The sequence below is a fragment of the Streptomyces sp. NPDC059010 genome, from assembly GCF_042740355.1.
GTDB lineage: Bacteria > Actinomycetota > Actinomycetes > Streptomycetales > Streptomycetaceae > Streptomyces.
In genome coordinates this window covers 104,544-120,739 of sequence record NZ_JBHYJA010000017.1, presented here as the reverse complement: position 1 = coordinate 120,739, position 16,196 = coordinate 104,544, and the positions used below count along the sequence as shown (strand labels likewise).

Annotated in this window: 17 protein-coding genes; 8 read left to right on the top strand and 9 right to left on the bottom strand. The window is 72.0% G+C overall.

Going from position 1 to position 16,196, the window contains the following annotated elements:
• Positions 1 to 40: 40 nt before the first annotated feature.
• Positions 41 to 1,066 carry an ATP-binding cassette domain-containing protein gene (locus ACFWYS_RS20325; protein ID WP_384770500.1) on the top strand — a complete coding sequence of 342 codons (1,026 nt, stop codon included), beginning with the start codon at positions 41 to 43 and terminating at the stop codon, positions 1,064 to 1,066.
• Positions 1,063 to 1,887 (top strand): ABC transporter permease, encoded by an 825-nt coding sequence (locus ACFWYS_RS20320; RefSeq protein WP_384770497.1) that lies wholly within the window; start codon positions 1,063 to 1,065, stop codon positions 1,885 to 1,887. The genes ACFWYS_RS20325 and ACFWYS_RS20320 overlap by 4 nt, the downstream gene beginning before the upstream one ends.
• 27 nt (positions 1,888 to 1,914) lie before the next feature.
• On the opposite strand, the gene ACFWYS_RS20315 is transcribed toward ACFWYS_RS20320, so the two are convergent.
• Together ACFWYS_RS20315 and ACFWYS_RS20310 are read right to left on the bottom strand one after the other, a co-directional pair.
• The gene (locus tag ACFWYS_RS20315; RefSeq protein WP_384770494.1) at positions 1,915 to 5,319 is read right to left on the bottom strand and encodes a BTAD domain-containing putative transcriptional regulator; all 3,405 of its coding nucleotides are present in this window, start codon (positions 5,317 to 5,319) and stop codon (positions 1,915 to 1,917) included.
• Between the two features lie 145 nt (positions 5,320 to 5,464).
• Entirely contained in the window at positions 5,465 to 5,881 is a 417-nt protein-coding gene (locus tag ACFWYS_RS20310) for a DUF6578 domain-containing protein (protein ID WP_384770491.1), read from the bottom strand.
• A gap of 115 nt (positions 5,882 to 5,996) precedes the next feature.
• Between ACFWYS_RS20310 and ACFWYS_RS20305 the strand changes: the two genes are divergently transcribed.
• Positions 5,997 to 6,797, top strand: a complete 801-nt coding sequence (locus ACFWYS_RS20305; protein ID WP_384770488.1) for a site-2 protease family protein — start codon at positions 5,997 to 5,999, stop codon at positions 6,795 to 6,797.
• Here the strand turns inward: ACFWYS_RS20305 and ACFWYS_RS20300 are convergent.
• From ACFWYS_RS20300 to ACFWYS_RS20290, 3 genes are all read right to left on the bottom strand, one after another.
• Entirely contained in the window at positions 6,787 to 6,972 is a 186-nt protein-coding gene (locus ACFWYS_RS20300; protein WP_384770485.1) for a hypothetical protein, read from the bottom strand. The two genes, ACFWYS_RS20305 and ACFWYS_RS20300, sit on opposite strands and share 11 nt — an antisense overlap.
• 53 nt (positions 6,973 to 7,025) lie before the next feature.
• Positions 7,026 to 7,751, bottom strand: coding sequence for an NADPH-dependent F420 reductase (gene npdG, locus ACFWYS_RS20295; RefSeq protein ID WP_384770482.1), 726 nt, complete (start codon positions 7,749 to 7,751; stop codon positions 7,026 to 7,028).
• Between the two features lie 131 nt (positions 7,752 to 7,882).
• A complete protein-coding gene (locus ACFWYS_RS20290; RefSeq protein WP_384770479.1) occupies positions 7,883 to 8,956 on the bottom strand; it encodes an exo-alpha-sialidase in 1,074 nt (357 codons plus the stop codon).
• A 107-nt stretch (positions 8,957 to 9,063) separates the two neighbouring features.
• Between ACFWYS_RS20290 and ACFWYS_RS20285 the strand changes: the two genes are divergently transcribed.
• Together ACFWYS_RS20285 and ACFWYS_RS20280 are read left to right on the top strand one after the other, a co-directional pair.
• Complete coding sequence (locus ACFWYS_RS20285) at positions 9,064 to 9,666, top strand: hypothetical protein (protein WP_384770476.1); 603 nt, start codon at positions 9,064 to 9,066, stop codon at positions 9,664 to 9,666.
• Between the two features lie 110 nt (positions 9,667 to 9,776).
• On the top strand, positions 9,777 to 11,123 hold the full coding sequence (locus ACFWYS_RS20280; RefSeq protein ID WP_384770473.1) for an MFS transporter: 1,347 nt from the start codon (positions 9,777 to 9,779) through the stop codon (positions 11,121 to 11,123).
• On the opposite strand, the gene ACFWYS_RS20275 is transcribed toward ACFWYS_RS20280, so the two are convergent.
• Positions 11,124 to 11,354 (bottom strand): hypothetical protein, encoded by a 231-nt coding sequence (locus ACFWYS_RS20275; protein WP_384770470.1) that lies wholly within the window; start codon positions 11,352 to 11,354, stop codon positions 11,124 to 11,126. It abuts the gene before it with no gap.
• A 57-nt stretch (positions 11,355 to 11,411) separates the two neighbouring features.
• On the opposite strand from ACFWYS_RS20275, the gene map reads away from it, so the two are divergent.
• Positions 11,412 to 12,269, top strand: a complete 858-nt coding sequence (gene map, locus ACFWYS_RS20270; RefSeq protein ID WP_384770467.1) for a type I methionyl aminopeptidase — start codon at positions 11,412 to 11,414, stop codon at positions 12,267 to 12,269.
• Positions 12,270 to 12,406: 137 nt separating this feature from the next.
• On the top strand, positions 12,407 to 13,054 hold the full coding sequence (locus ACFWYS_RS20265) for a heme oxygenase (biliverdin-producing) (RefSeq protein WP_384770465.1): 648 nt from the start codon (positions 12,407 to 12,409) through the stop codon (positions 13,052 to 13,054).
• A 14-nt stretch (positions 13,055 to 13,068) separates the two neighbouring features.
• On the opposite strand, the gene ACFWYS_RS20260 is transcribed toward ACFWYS_RS20265, so the two are convergent.
• The 3 genes from ACFWYS_RS20260 to ACFWYS_RS20250 all read right to left on the bottom strand — a co-directional run bounded on the left by ACFWYS_RS20260 (position 13,069) and on the right by ACFWYS_RS20250 (position 14,865).
• Positions 13,069 to 13,752: a PhzF family phenazine biosynthesis protein gene (locus ACFWYS_RS20260; RefSeq protein WP_384770462.1), complete on the bottom strand. Its 684-nt coding sequence runs from the start codon at positions 13,750 to 13,752 to the stop codon at positions 13,069 to 13,071.
• Positions 13,745 to 14,590, bottom strand: a complete 846-nt coding sequence (locus tag ACFWYS_RS20255; RefSeq protein WP_384770459.1) for a hypothetical protein — start codon at positions 14,588 to 14,590, stop codon at positions 13,745 to 13,747. The genes ACFWYS_RS20260 and ACFWYS_RS20255 overlap by 8 nt, the downstream gene beginning before the upstream one ends.
• An 86-nt stretch (positions 14,591 to 14,676) precedes the next feature.
• Positions 14,677 to 14,865, bottom strand: coding sequence for a hypothetical protein (locus tag ACFWYS_RS20250; protein WP_384770457.1), 189 nt, complete (start codon positions 14,863 to 14,865; stop codon positions 14,677 to 14,679).
• A 71-nt stretch (positions 14,866 to 14,936) separates the two neighbouring features.
• On the opposite strand from ACFWYS_RS20250, the gene ACFWYS_RS20245 reads away from it, so the two are divergent.
• Positions 14,937 to 16,025 (top strand): FecCD family ABC transporter permease, encoded by a 1,089-nt coding sequence (locus tag ACFWYS_RS20245; protein ID WP_384770454.1) that lies wholly within the window; start codon positions 14,937 to 14,939, stop codon positions 16,023 to 16,025.
• Positions 16,026 to 16,196 lie beyond the last annotated feature (171 nt).

Here is a 16,196-nt window from a genome sequence, read left to right as displayed (position 1 = left end):
TGTCGGTCGTTTGTCGGTGCCCTCTGACACCGTCGTCGGCATGACGCGAATCGACAAGAACCCCGGCGGCGTGAGCAGCGCCGTGTCCGTGCGGGGGTTGGTCAAGCACTACGGCGAGACCAAGGCTCTGGACGGTGTTGACCTCACGGTGCGCGAGGGCACCGTCATGGGTGTGCTCGGGCCGAACGGCGCCGGGAAGACCACCCTGGTGCGGATCCTGTCCACACTGCTCGCGCCGGACGCCGGAGAGGCCACCGTCGCCGGGTACGACGTGCTGCGCCAGCCCCGGCAGCTGCGCCGGGTGATCGGGCTGACCGGGCAGTACGCCTCGGTCGACGAGAAGCTCCCCGGCTGGGAGAACCTGTATCTGATCGGTCGGCTCCTGGACCTGCCCCGCAAGGAGGCACGCGCGCGTGCCGACGCACTGCTGGAGCGGTTCTCGCTGACCGAGGCCGCCAAGCGGGCGGCCGGCACCTACTCCGGCGGTATGCGGCGGCGGCTCGACCTGGCCGCCTCCATGATCGGGCGGCCCAAGGTGCTGTTCCTCGACGAGCCGACCACGGGGCTCGACCCGCGCACCCGCAACGAGGTGTGGGACGAGGTCAAGACCATGGTCGGGGACGGTGTGACCGTGCTGCTGACCACCCAGTACATGGAGGAGGCCGAGCAGCTCGCCACCGAGCTGACCGTCGTGGACCGGGGCACGGTCATCGCGGGCGGCGGCATCGAGGAGCTCAAGGCCAAGGTCGGCGGGCGCACCCTGCGCGTCCGGCCGACGGACGCCCTGCAACTGCGGCCGCTCGCCGGGTATCTGGACGAGCTCGGCATCACCGGGCTCGCCACCACCACGGTGGACACCGAGACCGGCACACTGCTCGTCCCGGTCCTCAGCGACGAGCAGCTCACCGCCATCGTCGGTGCCATCACCGCGCGCGGCATCACGCTCGCCGCCATCACCACCGAACTGCCCAGCCTGGACGAGGTGTTCCTGTCCCTCACCGGCCACCGCGCCAGTGCCCCGCAGGATGCCGTGCCCACCGACGACCGCGAGGAGGTCGCCGTATGAGCGCCGCCACCGCCACCGCCCACGCCACCCCCACCGACGACGCCCGCATCCCGCTGCGCGGGCACCTGCGGCACACCGGTGCCCTCATCCGCCGCAATCTGCTGTGGATCCGCAAGGACCCGGAGTCGATGGCCGACGCGCTGCTGATGCCGGTCGTGTTCACCCTGCTGTTCGTGTTCGTCTTCGGCGGCTCGATCGGGCAGGCGCTGGGGGGCGGGCAGGACCGGTATGTGCAGTATGTGATCCCGGGCATGATCGCGATGATGAGCATGACGATGTCCCAGGGCGTCGGCACCGGCTTCAGTCAGGACTTCAACTCCGGTGTCATGGACCGCTTCCGGTCCCTGCCGATCGGACGCGGCTCGGTGCTCTTCGCGAAGATCTCCGTGGAGCTGCTGCGGATGCTGTTCGCGACCGCCGTGCTGATGGTCGTCGCCGTCGCGGTCGGGTTCGAGATCAACAACTGGGGCGGTCTGCTCGCGACCGTGGCCCTGTCCGCGACGTTCGCCTCGTCGATCATGTGGATCTTCCTCACCCTGGGCGTGATCATGAAGAACGCGCAGTCGGTGCAGGCCATGGGCTTCCTGGTGCTGTTCCCGCTGCAGTTCGGCTCGTCGATCTTCGCTCCGACGACCTCGATGCCGGGCTGGCTGCAGGCCTTCACCGACTACAACCCGCTGTCCACGCTCGCGGACGCCGCGCGCGGTCTGATGGTGGGCGGGCCGGTGGCCCACGACCTGTGGGTGACGCTCGCCTGGTCGGTGGCCATCACGGCGGTCATGGCGCCGGTCGCGATCCACAAGTTCCGCACCAAGAACTGACGAGAAACGAGAACTGAAGAACCGACGTCAGATCAGGGCGGCGGCCTCCCGGGAGGAGAGGCCGCCGCCCTCGGCGTACGCCGCCGCGTAGGCCACCTCGCCGAGCAGCTCGCGCGAGCGTTCCACGGCCCGGCCGTACACCTCGCGTTCCTGGATCGACGGGGCGTGCCGATGCGGCAGCAGGGCGTCGGCGGTGCCCAGACAGCGGGCGGCGTCCCGGGCGCGGCCCCCGCCGTCGATCCGGGCGAGGGCGAACGCGGCGGTGGTGAGATACATGGAGCGCATCTGCGGTGCGATGGCCTCGGCCAGCGGATCCTCGGCCCGCTCCAGGGCCCGCCTGATCGTCTCCAGGGCCTCCTGGTAGCAGCCGTCGGCCGCTTCCAGCCAGGCCTCGGTACCGAGGATGAAGGCGTCGAAGATGATGAAGTGGGCGATGTGGAACTGCTCGCGCAGCAGCCGGACGTGTTCGCGTGCCTCCGGGATCCGGCCCGTCACGCTGAGCCATCCGGCGAGGATGAGCCGGGCCATGGGCATCGCGTGCTCGACCGGACCGCTCTCCTGGTCGAGCACCCCGCGCAGCAGGCTCTCGCCCCGCTCGCCCTCGCCCGCCTCGATCAGCGCACTGCCGAGCCGGGCGGCGAGCACGGCCGTCTGGGCGCGGGCGCCGAGGCGATCGGCGTGTTCGATGCCCGACTGGTAGTCGGCGGCGGCCCGCAGGTAGTGCCCTCTGCGCTCATGGGCCTCGGCCCGCGCGGCGTACGCCTCGGCGGTGCCCCACAGGTCGCCGAGGCGCCGGTAGATCGCCAGCGACTCGTCGGCGTCGCGGAGGGCGTCACCGGCCCAGTCGGGGCGGTTGGCCAGCAGGTTGGCGCGCATGTGCAGATTGGCCGCCAGGTCCCACTCGTATCCGGGCGCTCCGCGGCAGGTGTCGATGGCGCCGTCCACGATCGCCCGCACCCGCCCTATGTCGCCGGTGAGCATGACGGCGAAGAACCACAGGGAGCCAGGGCTGTGGCAGGTCTGCGGGAGGCCGGGCTCGTAGGTCTCGGCGATGACCCGCAGCTTGGTCTGCGCCTCGGGCGTCTGCCAGGCCTCCAGCTCGGTGTCCATACTGGCGAGATGGACCAGGTGCACACCGCGCCGGGCCTCGTCCAGGACCGGGCCGGTCCAGGGCGGCGGGGTGTCCGTGCAGCGCTCCCACAGGGGCGCGGCCCGGCGGGCGGGCCCGGTGAACGGGTCGGGGCCGAGGCCGTGCACCTCGCGCGCCCAGTTGCGGGCGACGATCCGCAGGTCGCGCATCTGCCAGTACCAGGCCATCGACAGCACCAGGCAGAGCGCCTCCTGCTCGTCCCGCAGGGCGAGGGCGTGGTGCAGGGCGGCACGGAAGTTCTCGCTCTCCCGCTCGAACAGCCGGATGGCGGCTATCTGCCCGGCGCCGCGCAGCAAAGGCTCGCTGGTGCGGGCGAGTTCGCGGTAGTACGTCAGATGCGCGCGCTCGGCCTCCGCCCGCTGACCGGCCTCGTCCAGCCGCTCGGCGGCGTACTCGGCGACGGTCTCCAGGAGCCGGTAGCGCATACCGCCGTCCGTCTCGTCGTCCGGCAGCGGGGTGGCCACGACCAGGGTCTTGTCGACCAGCGAGCCGAGCGACTCCAGGGCGGCGGGTCCGCAGACGGCCTCGGCGGCGGCGAGGTCGCAGCCGCCGGAGAACACCGACAGCCGCCGCAGTACGTCGCGTTCGTCCTCGTCCAGCAGCTCCCAGGACCAGTCGACGACCGCCCGGAGGGTCTGCTGGCGGGGCAGCACGGTACGGCTGCCCGAGGTGAGCAGGCGAAAGCGGTCGTCCAGCCGGTCGGCGATCTGACGTGGCGTCAGCATGCGCAGCCGGGCCGCCGCGAGCTCGATCGCCAGCGGCAGTCCGTCCAGGCGCCGGCAGATCTCGGCGCACGCGGCGGCGGTCTCCTTGTCGGCCTCGACCCGGAACCCGGGCCTGGCCGCGGCTCCCCGGTCGGCGAGCAGCCGCAGCGCGACCGGCTCGGGCAACGGGTCCACGGGCCGCAGCAACTCCCCCGGTACGCCGAGGGGTTCACGGCTGGTGGCGAGCACCGTCAGGTGCGGGCAACGCTCCAGCAGCTCCGCCACGAGCCGGGCGGCGGCCTCGACCACATGCTCGCAGTTGTCGAGGATCAGCAGCATGCGGCGCTTGCCGCAGTGCTCGGCGAGCCGCTCCACGGGGTCGTCGTGCCGGTCGGACCCGGCCCGCATGGCCTCGGCCCCGGCGCCGTACAGCACGGTCTCGCGGGCGCCGACGGCGGTGAGCACGGCCTCGGGGACGGCCTGCGCGTCGTCGACCGGCGCGAGCTCGACCAGCCACACCCCGTCCGGGGCGGCGTCCCGCACGCCCTCACCGACCTCCTGCGACAGCCGCGTCTTGCCCGCGCCACCTGGGCCGAGCAGGGTGACGAGCCGCGCGCCGCGCAGGTCACCGCGGATGGCCTCGATGTCCGCCTCCCGGCCGACGAAGGAGGTGAGGCGGGCCCGGAGGTTGCCGGTGGGTGATGGTGAGGCCGGGGCCGGGGCGGCGGTGGTGCGGGCGGTGAGGTCGGAGGTGGGAGCGGGGGCGGGGGCTGGGGCGGGTGAAGCGCCAGGGCGGCCGGTCGAGGTGCCGGAGGCGTCGGTCGAGGTGCCGGAGGCGTCGGCCCCCTCCCGCGGTCGCAGCAACTCCCCGTGCAGCGCCCGCAGTTCCGCCCCCGGGTCCGAACCGAGCCGGTCCGCGAGCAGTCGTCGTACGTCCTCGTAGGCGGCCAGCGCTTCCGCGGTGCGGCCCGCGTCGCGCAGGGCCCGCAGGCGGAGGGCCTGGAGGGGTTCGTCCAGGGCGTGGGTGTCGCACAGGGCGGTCAGCTCGGGCAGGGACTGTTCGGCGTGGCCGAGGGCGAGGGCGGCGGTGTGGCGGGCGCGCAGGGCGTCGAGGCGCCGGGCCTCCTGGCGGGCAGCCTCCGCGGTGCGGTCGGGGAGGTCGGCGAGGGCGGGACCGTGCCACAGGGCGAGGGCGTCGTCCAGGACGACGGCGGCCTTGGCGGGGTCACCGTCGGCCAACGCGCGCGTGCCCTCGCCGACGAGGCGTTCGAAGCGGTGCAGGTCGATGTCGTCGGGCCCGGCGGCGAGCCGGTATCCGCCCTCCGCGGAGACGATCGCGCCGGGTCCGAGAGCCCGCCGCAGACGTCCGACCAGCGCCTGTAGCGCACCCGGGGCGTCGGCGGGCGGTTCCCCGCCCCACACCTCGTCGACCAGCAGCCCCACGGGCACGGTCCGCCCGCCCCGCAGCGCCAGCACGGTCAGCAGAGCACGAAGTCGCGCCCCGCCGACCGGAACGGGACGGCCGTCGGGGCGAAGTACCTGGGTGGTGCCGAGGATGCGATAGCGCACGGGGTCCATTGTCTCTGGTGGAGTCGGGGGCGGTCACAGGGTTGGGGCGGTGCGGCGGCGAGGTCCGTGGCCGGGGCGGTACTCATGGGCTACCGGTGTCCGTGGCCGGGGCGGGTGCTCATGGGCTCCAGGAATCCGTGGCCGGGGCGGGGGCTCATGGGCTGTCGGAGTCCGGGCCCGGCACCTCCAGGGTCACGAGCACGCCCGCGTCGGCGTCCGCGAACCACTTCGGGCACTCCCGCACCGACCGCAGTGACCGTTCCCCGGGGATCGGCACGCGGGTGAGCGCACCCGGCGCCATCTCGGCGTACCCCTGGGTGACGACCTGGATCGCGTGGACCCGGCCCCGGGTCTCGGGCAGCTTCGGGTCACCGTGGAACTCGGCGGTGTGGAGGCCGGGCCTGCCCGCCGTCCGACCGGCGATCCCGGTGAGCCGGTCGGGCCAGCCGCCGCCGCAGACGTCGTCGGCGTCCCTCAGCAGCAGCGGCCAGCTCACCTCGTCCCCCACCTGGAACGGCGTGCCACAGCACTCCATCTGCCAGCTCTCGTAGAACACTTGCCGAATCCCCATGCCCCCACCCTCCCCGGAACCACCACCCCACCGCGAGACGTTTTCCCCGTACGCCCGGTACGGTCGGGCAGGTCCCCACGCGGTCCCGCGCGTGTACGAGAGCTCAGGGAGCCCCATGACCACCGCCCTCAGCCGCCGCAGCGAACGGCGGATCAGTCCCGTCTTCCTCGGCATCCTGGCCGTCACGGCGGTGACGGGCTGGGCCACCTGGACCGGGTTCGCCGAGCAGCCGGGCGTGGCCGTGTTCCTGTTCGTGACCGCCGCCTGGATCGTCTCCCTGTGTCTGCACGAGTACGCACACGCGCGTACCGCCCTGCACAGCGGTGACATCTCGGTCGGCGCGAAGGGCTACCTCACGCTCAACCCGCTGAAGTACACGCACGCGCTGCTCAGCATCGTGCTTCCCGTCATCTTCGTGATCATGGGCGGCATCGGCCTCCCCGGCGGTGCCGTCTTCATCGAGCACGGGCGGATCAAGGGCCGCTGGCGGCACAGTCTGATCTCGGCGGCGGGCCCCCTGACCAACGTCCTGTTCGCCGTCGTGTGCACGGCGCCGTTCTGGCTGGACGCGCTCGACGGCGTTCCCCAGGACTTCCGGTTCGCGCTGGCCTTCCTGGCGCTGCTCCAGGTCACGGCCGCGATCCTGAACTTCCTGCCGGTCCCGGGCCTGGACGGCTACGGCGTCATCGAGCCCTGGCTGTCGCGGAGCGTCAAGCGCCAGGTGGAGCCGTTCGCCCCGTTCGGCCTGCTGTTCGTGTTCGCGCTGCTGTGGGTGCCGGAGATCAACAGCGTGTTCTTCGACATGATCGACGCCGTGCTGCGCGGCCTCGGCATCAGCGACTTCGACACCTACTGCGGCTACGACCTGTTCCGCTTCTGGCAGGACTCCAACGAGCTCTGCTCGATCAGCTCGTAGCGGAGTCCCGTCGGGCGTCCTTGGCGCGCTTGAGGTAGTACCAGGTCATGTTGGACGACAGCCCCGCCAGCAGCACCCAGACGATCCCGAGCCAGCTGCCCTGCGAGAAGGAGACGACGGCCGCGGCCACGGCGAGCACACAGACGATCAGGGCATAGAGACCAAGGCGGGGCATTTCAGTCGGCTCCTTCGGGGGACACTGCTTGACGACCAGTGTCCCCCATCCCCTCATACGTCCGTGACGCGGAGCCCGGCGTGTGCCTTGTAGCGCCGGTTCACCGAGATCAGGTTGGCGACCAGCGACTCCACCTGGTGGGCGTTGCGCAGCCGCCCCGCGAAGATGCCGCGCATGCCGGGGATACGGCCGGCGAGCGCCTGGACGATCTCGACGTCGGCGCGGACCTCGCCGAGCACCATGACGTCGGTGTCGATCTCCTCGATCTCCGGATCCTCCAGCAGTACCGCCGACAGATGGTGGAAGGCGGCCGTGACCCGTGACTCCGGCAGCAGGGCGGCGGCCTGCTCGGCGGCGCTGCCCTCCTCCGGCTTGAGCGCGTAGGCGCCCTTCTTGTCGAAGCCGAGCGGGTTGACGCAGTCGACGACCAGCTTGCCGACCAGGTCCTCGCGCAGGGACTCCAGCGTCTTGCCGTGGCCCTCCCACGGCACGGCGACGATCACGATGTCGCTGCGCCGCGCGCACTCGGCGTTGTCGGCTCCCTCGACACCGTGCCCGAGCTCCTCGGCGGCGGCCTGCGCACGCTCGGCGGCCCGCGAGCCGATGATCACCTTCTGGCCGGCCCGGGCGAGCCGGTAGGCCAGGCCCTTGCCCTGCGGCCCGGTCCCACCGAGCACGCCGACGACGAGCCCGGAGACATCGGGGAGGTCCCAGGGGTCCTTGGCCGGGGCCTTCGCGGGGGCGCCGGCGGGCTGCTGTGCACTGTCGGTAGAGGTCATGGGCCCGACTTTACTGAGGCTGGTCTCGTGTTGGCCGCGCCGGGCATCCCCGGCCCACCTGCTTTTCTGCTGGGGGTCCGGGGGTTGTCCCCCGGAATGATGCAGCCGTCCGCCCCGCCCGCGCCGATCGCTCAGGTGAGCCGGTTCACGGGCACCCGCCGGAAGGTGATGGTCTCGTACGGGCCGAAGTCGCCGGTCTCGTAGAGCAGTCCGACCGTGTCGGCATCGACGCGGACCAGATCCGAGTAGGCGGCGGGCAGCCCGTTCACCGGGTACGCGGGCCGCCAGGTGACGCCGTGGTCGGTGGAGGCGCGGATGGTCATCAGGGCGCGGGCGACGGGGTCGGCGGGGCCCGAGAACAGGAGCACGTCCGGGTCGCGGAGCTGAAGGACGCTGCCCTCGCAGATGGGGGCGATAAGGCCCGCCTGCGGACGGAAGGGCTTCACCAGCGTCTCGCCGCCGTCCTCCGAACAGGCGTCGGCGCGGTTGCCCGGGGACACGGAGTCGTTGCGGGTGTTGAAGTAGACGCGACCGTCCGGGAGTTCGGCGGCGGTGGTCTCGTTGACGTTGATGTAGCCGTCGGTGTTCTCGTCGACATACCCGATGCGCCAGGTCGCGCCCCGGTCGTCGCTGAGCAGACAGTGGCCGCTGTTGTATCGGGCCTCGGTGCCGATGTCGTCCCCGGTGGGCGGGATCGTGTGGTTGGCGGCGACGACGACCCGGCCGGTGCCCAGCTGGATCGCATGGCCGGGCGTGGTGGCGTACCACCGCCATCCCGCCCGCTTGACCTGCGCGGTGATCTCCTTCGAGCTGGACCAGGTGACACCGTCGTCGTCGCTGTACCGCACCCAGATCCGGCGGCCGTCGGCGTCACTGACCTCGCCGCGCAGGATGCCGTCCTCGGTGGCGGCGGCGTGGTTGCGGATGTAGACGAGCAGGATGCGGCCGGTGTCGAGGACGACGGGGGCGGGGTTGCCGGCGAGGTGCCAGTTGTTGTCGGCGGCGACCCGGAGGGGGCCCCAGGTGCGGCCGCCGTCCGTGGAGCGCTTCAGCACGATGTCGATGTGCCCGTGGTCGGCGGCCGAGTCGACCCGCCCCTCGCAGAAGGCGAGGACCGTGCCCGCACCGCTGACGACGACGGCCGGGATACGGAAGGAGGCATACCCTGCCTGGCCCGCACGGAAGGGGACACTGGTCTCGGTCATCGTCGGAACTCCTCACCCTGGCCAACGGGCCCTGTGTTTCCCCACGCCAGGCGAATTCGCGGTGAACGCCCGGTCACGAACGGTCGGTTGCGGCAGGATGCGGTCGCATGGATGCCGTGCGGGTCGCCTTGTTGCGCGAAGTACTCTCCGGGACCGAGTGGCTGGGGGCCACTCGGCGGTTCGCGGGGACGTTGCGGGCGTCGGCGGTGGCGCACGGGGGCGGGCTGTTACTGGTCGGCACGCGGGAGTACGAGCCCTGGCATCTGGCGGCCCACCTGGTGGACGAGGCCGCGTGGTCCGGGATGCCGGAGCTGACCCCCACACTCGTACGGCATGACGCGCGCGCCTCGGATCCGGCGCATCTGGCGGTCGGCCTGGGGCGGTTGGCGGCGGCGCGGCGCGGGGAGACGCTGCTGGTGGTGTCGCCGGGCGGGCCGGGGGCACCGCTTCTGGAACGGGTGCACGACGCGCGCCGGGCCGGGGCGACGGTGCTGGCGCTCGGCCCCGCCGAGGGAGAGCTGACGGCCATGGCGCACGAGACGCTGGCCGTGCCGGAGGGGTCGGAGCTGGACCTGGACACCGTGCAGCACCTGGTGAGCGCGGCGGCCGGCGAGAACGCACTGCCCTCCCCGAGGGGCCGCCGACGCTTCCGCGACCGCCTCGCCCGCCTGGCGGAGTCGCTGACCGCACCGCCGCCTGCCCGCTGGTAGCGCGCCCGTCCGAACCGCCGCCTGCCCACTGGTAGCGCCCGTCCGATTCGGTACCCGGGGCCCGCAAAACCGTTTGCCTCCGGTAACCGCCCACCCGAGCATGGCCCCTCGTGACCGACGACTCCCCCACCCCCACCCCTGCGCCACGCTCCCGCCTGCGTGCCGTACTCCCCGACCTCGCCCCCTGGCGGGCCTCCGCCGACTTCCGGAAGCTGTGGCTGGCGGGGTTGATCTCGTACTTCGGGAGCTTTCTGACGTTCGTCGCGCTGCCCGTGCAGATCAAGGAGCTCACCGGGTCCGCGGCGGCGGTGGGGGCGATCGGGGCCGTGGAGCTGGTGCCGCTGATCGTGTTCGGGCTGTACGGGGGCGCGCTCGCCGACGCCCTCGACAAGCGGAAGCTGATCCTGTGGACGGAGGTCGGGCAGGGCCTGCTGAGCGCGGCGCTGCTGGTCAACGCGCTGCTGCCGAGCCCCGCCGTCTGGCCGCTGTACGCCGTCGCCGCCGTGTCCTCCGCGCTGGTCTCGGTGCAGCGCCCCGCCCTGGACGCCCTGTGGCCCCGGATCGTGGCCCACGACCATCTCCCGGCCGCCGCCTCGCTCAACGCGCTGCGCTGGCAGGCCGGCGGTGTCGCGGGCCCGGCCCTGGCCGGTGTGGTCGTCGCGTACGCGGGGCTCGGCTGGGCGTACGGCGCGGACCTGCTGACCTTCGCCGCCTCCGTACTGCTCACGCTGGGCATCGCCCCCTCCCCCGCGTCCCACGAGGCCGCGAAGCCGTCGCTCAAGGCCATCGCCGAGGGCGCCCGGTACGCCTGGAGCCGCAAGGAGCTCCTCGGCACCTACGTCATCGACATCGCGGCGATGCTGTTCGCGCTGCCGCTCGCCGTACTGCCGTTCCTCGCCGACGAGTTGGACGCCCCCTGGTCGCTGGGCCTGATGTACGCCGCCGTCCCGGCCGGGGCGATGCTGGTGAGCCTGACCAGCGGCTGGACCTCACGGGTGCACCGGCACGGGCGGGCCGTCGTGCTGTCGGCGGCGCTGTGGGGCGTGGCGATCATGGCCGCCGGTGTCTCCGGGAACGTCTGGCTGGTGCTGCTGTTCCTGATCCTGGGCGGCGCCGCCGACATGGTCAGCGGCATCTTCCGCGGGGTGATGTGGAACCAGACGATCCCGGACGAGCTGCGCGGCCGGCTCGCCGGGATCGAGCTGCTGTCGTACTCGGTGGGCCCGCAGCTCGGCCAGACCTACATGGGTGGCGTCGCCGCCTGGAAGGGCGTCAGGACGTCGATCTGGTCGGGCGGGCTGCTGTGCGTGGGCGCGGTGGGGCTGCTGGCGCTGTGTCTGCCGAAGCTGATGTCGTACGACGCGCGCACGAACGAGCACGCGGTGCGGGTGCGGGAACAGCGGGCGGCGGCGGCCTCAGCGACCACCGCCCCCGTGCCGTCACCGGCGGAGAGTTGATCAGCTGTCGTCCGCAGGGCCCGTCGGGGCGTCGTGCCACCTGGGGTCGTTCTCCCACTCCAGGTTGCGTTCCCGCGCCAGGTCCATCGCCTGCTGGGCCTCCTCGCGGGTGGTGTACGGCCCGAAGCGGTCCTTGGCCGGGCACTCCGGGCCCTCCTCGACCTTCTTGTGGACGAGGCAGTAGTACCACTCCCCCGGCTTCCCCACCGTGCGCTTCTTGAACAAGGCCATGACCGGCTCCTCTCGCCACCGTCATGTTCCCCCATGGCCGCTGGTTAGACTCGCTGCATGTCTGGCCAGTCGCTGCTCGTGCCCGGGGAGCTGTCCCCCACCCGTTCCGTGCCCGGAAACATCCGTCGCCCCGAGTACGTCGGCAAGCCCGCGCCGACGCCGTACACGGGTCCGGAGGTGCAGACCCCGGAGACCGTCGAGGCGATGCGTGTCGCCGGGCGGATCGCCGCGCGGGCGATGGCGGAGGCCGCGAAGCTGATCGCGCCCGGTGTGACGACGGACGAGCTGGACAGGGTGGCGCACGAGTACATGTGCGACCACGGCGCCTACCCCTCGACGCTCGGCTACCGCAACTTCCCCAAGTCGCTGTGCACCAGCGTCAACGAGGTGATCTGCCACGGCATCCCGGACTCCACGGTCCTGCGCGACGGCGACATCATCAACCTCGACGTGACGGCGTACATCGGCGGGGTGCACGGCGACAACAACGCCACGTACCTGGTGGGCGACGTGGACGAGGAGAGCCGCCTGCTGGTGGAGCGCACCCGTGAGTCCCTGAACCGCGCGATCAAGGCGGTCAAGCCGGGCCGCCAGATCAATGTCATCGGCCGGGTGATCGAGTCGTACGCGAAGCGGTTCGGGTACGGGGTGGTGCGGGACTTCACCGGGCACGGCATCAACTCGTCGTTCCACTCGGGCCTGATCATCCCGCACTACGACAGCCCGCACGCGACGACGGTGATCCGGCCCGGGATGACGTTCACGATCGAGCCGATGCTGACGCTGGGCACGCACGAGTACGACATGTGGGACGACGGCTGGACGGTCGTCACGAAGGACCGGAAGCGGACGGCTCAGTTCGAGCACACGCTGGTGGTGACGGAGACGGGGACGGAGATCCTGACTCTCCCCTGATCGCCGATCACTGGATCACGAGATCACTGATCTACAGAGCCCGCCCTGCCAGGGCGGGCTTTCTCTTGTACCCTTTTACCGACAGGGTGTCGGCAAGCTATTGACTTAGGTAAGCCTTACCTTAGAGGATGTGCCCCATGGAGTCCTTCTCGACACTCATCCGCACCGCGTCCCATGAACAGCACGTGGAGGCCGAGACCTCCACGTTCATGAGCGACCTGCTCGGCGGCAGGCTGGGCGTGGACGCCTACGCGCGCTACACGGAGCAACTGTGGTTCGTGTACGAGGCGTTGGAGACCGGCGCCGAGCGGCTGGCGTCGGACCCGGTGGCGGGGCCCTTCATACAGCCGGAGCTGTTCCGCCTGGCATCACTGGAGCGGGACCTGGCGCATCTGCGGGGCCCCGACTGGCGGACGGGCGTGTCCGCGCTGCCGGCCACGCGGGCCTACGCGGACCGGGTGCGGGAGTGTGCCCGCGACTGGCCGGCCGGCTATGTCGCCCACCACTACACCCGCTACCTCGGCGACCTCTCCGGCGGCCAGATCATCCGCGACAAGGCGGAGAAGACCTGGGGCTTCGCCCGCAAGGGAGACGGCGTCCGCTTCTACGTCTTCGAGGAGATCTCCAACCCGGCGGCGTTCAAGCGGGGTTACCGCGAACTCCTGGACGCGGTGCCCGCGGACGACCTGGAGAAGCAGCGGATCGTGACGGAGTGCAAGAGGGCGTTCGCCCTGAACACGGCGGTGTTCCGGGCGTTGGGCGAGGAGTTCCCGCTGAGCGCCTGAAGGACGACGGGGGCTCAGTGTTCCAGGACGACCCGGCCGCCGAGTTCGACCCAGTCCCCGGGCTGCGGGGCGGTGAGGAGCTGTGAGCCGGAGCCCTGCGTGATGTTGAGGGCGCGGCCCAGCTGGTGGGTGAGCTGGATGGCCGCCGCACCGGTCGCCTCGTCCTCCTCGACGCCGTCACCCCGGCCGGGGAAGCCACGGGCCCGGACACGTCCGGCGGCCTCGTCCTCCCACGCCCAGGCGTAGATCCTCCCCCAGACTTCGTCCGGGGGGACCCCCATCTCGCTTCGCTCGCCTGCCGGGGGTACGTCGAGATCCTCCACCTCGGCGGCGGTCGCGTACTGCCGCAGGGTGCGCGGCGGGGCCCACTCCGCCCGCGCCTCGATCCAGCTGAACTCCCCGTCCAGCCGCGCGCCCACCACTCCGGCCGGGGTGACCAGTTCGGGCACGTCGAGCAGCCAGGCCGTACCGACACAGGCGTAGCCGGCGAACGGCAGCCGCACGGAGGGCGTGTAGATGTCGATGACCCCGCGCTCGGGATCGTCCACGAACACGGTCTCGCTGAAGCCGAACTTCGCCGCCATCGCCTGCCGGTCACTGCGCTCGGGGACCACCGAGCCGTCCCGGACGACGCCGAGTTCGTTGCCGTAACCGCCCTTGGGGCCGCAGAAGACGCGGAGGACGTCGTAGTCAGTCACGGGGAAATTGAAACATCACCCGAGCGGCGAGGTCGTCCCAGACGGGGGCGCCGCCGGGGAGCGGCAGGAAGCGCGAGGGAGGCACACCGTAGGGCAAATCGGCGATCGTTTCGGCGTACGCCCTTTCCATGGCGGTCCGTTGGCGTCCCGTGGCCGGATCGTCGGGGAGGGCCGCCAGTTGTCGCATGCGGTGCTCGTGCCCCTCGGTCACCCCTTCGATCCCCCGCCGCCAGTCCTCCTCGTCGGGCACCTGGCTCAGCACGACGCACTCCGGTGTCCACCCCTCGGCCAGTGCCGCCACCGCCCGGTCGTGGCCGTCGAGCATGACCCAGCCGTCGAGGAAGGTCACCCACCACAGCAGGACGGGCGCGAGCGTGCCCTCGCGGGCGTGCTTGCGGTACGCCTTCACCCGCCCGGCGTCCGGGGGCGAGAGCGGGCGCAGGGGGAGGACGCCGTGCCAGCCGCCGCCGCAGAACAGCTCCAGTCGGCCGCCCGGCCAGTCCCGTACGAGGTCGTCGGTCCAGATGCCCGGCGGAAAGCCGGTGCGGCGGGCCAGCTCCCAGCGCCCGTCCCGCAAGGGCGTCCCCTCCGACTGCTCCAGCCAACTGGCGTACTGATGCGTCCAGTCGACGGACGAGCGCATGGTCGTCGAGCGCAGCGGCGGCAACGGCGAGCGGTAGCCGTCGAGGCGGTGCAGATACAGCTCCGGGCAGCAGCCCTCGCCCACCGACCGGCCCAGCATCAGGGGCCGCTCCCCCTGCCGCAGCAGGAGCCGGCCGTCGCCCGCCGTCTCGAAGCGCAGCGGCGGCGGATCCGGACGGCCCTGTGCGGTGAGCACGAGCCGTCCCGGCCCCAGCAGTTCCCTGTGTCCCCCGTGTCTCCTGTGTCCCCTGTGCACGGGGGCAGTCTTGCGTATGCACGGGATCAGGCTTCGGGTCGGTCTTCGTCGTGGGCCGGGTCGGGTGTCGCGCCGTCATCGTGGGGGCCGCGCAGGACGAGGGTGCCGACGCCGGATGTCAGCAGTACGGCGAGGGCCGTGAGGGCGATGGGCAGGATCGGGACACCGCCGTCGCCGCCGATGCCGATGCCGCCGAGGGAGAGGGAGTCAGGCATGGGGGGTCCTCCGGGACGACGGACGCACTGACCGGTAGCAAGCGAAGGTAAGGCTAACCTAAGCTTTGCGCGTGACCGTACTGGAGAAGCCCGCCCCCGAGGCCACCGTCCCGGACACCCCGCAGTCCGGACGCCGCGGCACCGGCCGTCTACTGACCGCCGGCCTGCTCGTCGCCCTCCTCGTCCTCGTCCCGGTCGCCGCGGGCACCGGCGCCTACCCGGTCCCGGTCGGCGACGTCCTCGCCTCCATCCAGCACCGCGTCGGCCTCGGCGGCACCGAACTCGACCGGGTCGCCGAGTCGGTGCTCTGGAACGTCCGCTTCCCGCGCATCGTGCTCGCGCTGCTCATCGGCGCGTCGCTGGGGTGCGCCGGCGCGCTGATGCAGGGCGTGTTCGGCAACCCGCTCGCCGAGCCCGGTGTCATCGGCGTCTCCTCCGGCGCGGCGGTGGGCGCGGTCGGGGCGATCGCGCTCGGCGTCGACTTCCTCGGCACCTGGACGGTTTCCGTCTTCGCGTTCGTCTCCGGCCTCGCGACCGTGCTGCTCGTGTACGCCATGTCGCGCTCCGGCGGCCGCACCGAGGTGGTGACGCTGATCCTCACCGGTATCGCCGTGAACGCGTTCGGCGGGGCGGTGATCGGGCTGTTCCTCTTCTTCGCGGACGCCGCCGCCATCCAGCAGATCACCTTCTGGCAGCTCGGCTCGCTCGCCCAGGCGACCTGGCCGAAGGTGCTGGCCGTACTGCCGTGCGCGGCGCTCGGGCTGGCCGTCGCGCCGCTGTACTCGGGCCGGCTCGATCTGCTGGCACTGGGTGAACGGCCCGCGCGGCATCTGGGCGTGGACGTGGAGCGGCTGCGGATCCTCCTTGTACTGGTCATCGCCCTGCTCACGGCGGCCGCGGTGAGCGTGTCCGGGATCATCAGCTTCGTCGGGCTCGTGGTGCCGCATCTGCTGCGGATGGCCGCCGGCCCCGGGCACCGGTTTCTGGTGCCGGCGAGTGCGTTGCTGGGGGCGCTTGTGCTTCTCGCCGCGGATCTGACGGCACGGACGGTCGCCGCGCCCGCGGAATTGCCGCTGGGGGTTTTGACGGCCCTGTTGGGCAGTCCGTTCTTCTTCTGGCTGCTGCGTCGGACTCGGCGGCGACAAGGGGGGTGGGCCTAGGGGGTCGCGTGTCGGCTGCGGGTGCGTGGGGGCTTGTCGCGCGGTTCCCCGCGCCCCTTTGGTCGGCCGCCGTCCCGCCAGCCATCACGTACCGACCGCCTTCCCGACGTCGCGCCGCCCCTTCTTCCGCCGCAACGGCGCTCAGCCCCCACAACCTGTGCGGCGGTGCCG

Bases quoted from the DNA above. Each gene is read 5' to 3' on its own strand.
- ACFWYS_RS20325 (WP_384770500.1), top strand. From the start codon at position 41: ATGACGCGAATCGACAAGAACCCCGGCGGCGTGAGCAGCGCCGTGTCC.
- ACFWYS_RS20320 (WP_384770497.1), top strand. From the start codon at position 1,063: ATGAGCGCCGCCACCGCCACCGCCCACGCCACCCCCACCGACGACGCC.
- ACFWYS_RS20315 (WP_384770494.1), bottom strand. From the start codon at position 5,319: ATGGACCCCGTGCGCTATCGCATCCTCGGCACCACCCAGGTACTTCGC.
- ACFWYS_RS20310 (WP_384770491.1), bottom strand. From the start codon at position 5,881: ATGGGGATTCGGCAAGTGTTCTACGAGAGCTGGCAGATGGAGTGCTGT.
- ACFWYS_RS20305 (WP_384770488.1), top strand. From the start codon at position 5,997: ATGACCACCGCCCTCAGCCGCCGCAGCGAACGGCGGATCAGTCCCGTC.
- ACFWYS_RS20300 (WP_384770485.1), bottom strand. From the start codon at position 6,972: ATGCCCCGCCTTGGTCTCTATGCCCTGATCGTCTGTGTGCTCGCCGTG.
- npdG (WP_384770482.1), bottom strand. From the start codon at position 7,751: ATGACCTCTACCGACAGTGCACAGCAGCCCGCCGGCGCCCCCGCGAAG.
- ACFWYS_RS20290 (WP_384770479.1), bottom strand. From the start codon at position 8,956: ATGACCGAGACCAGTGTCCCCTTCCGTGCGGGCCAGGCAGGGTATGCC.
- ACFWYS_RS20285 (WP_384770476.1), top strand. From the start codon at position 9,064: ATGGATGCCGTGCGGGTCGCCTTGTTGCGCGAAGTACTCTCCGGGACC.
- ACFWYS_RS20275 (WP_384770470.1), bottom strand. From the start codon at position 11,354: ATGGCCTTGTTCAAGAAGCGCACGGTGGGGAAGCCGGGGGAGTGGTAC.
- map (WP_384770467.1), top strand. From the start codon at position 11,412: ATGTCTGGCCAGTCGCTGCTCGTGCCCGGGGAGCTGTCCCCCACCCGT.
- ACFWYS_RS20265 (WP_384770465.1), top strand. From the start codon at position 12,407: ATGGAGTCCTTCTCGACACTCATCCGCACCGCGTCCCATGAACAGCAC.
- ACFWYS_RS20250 (WP_384770457.1), bottom strand. From the start codon at position 14,865: ATGCCTGACTCCCTCTCCCTCGGCGGCATCGGCATCGGCGGCGACGGC.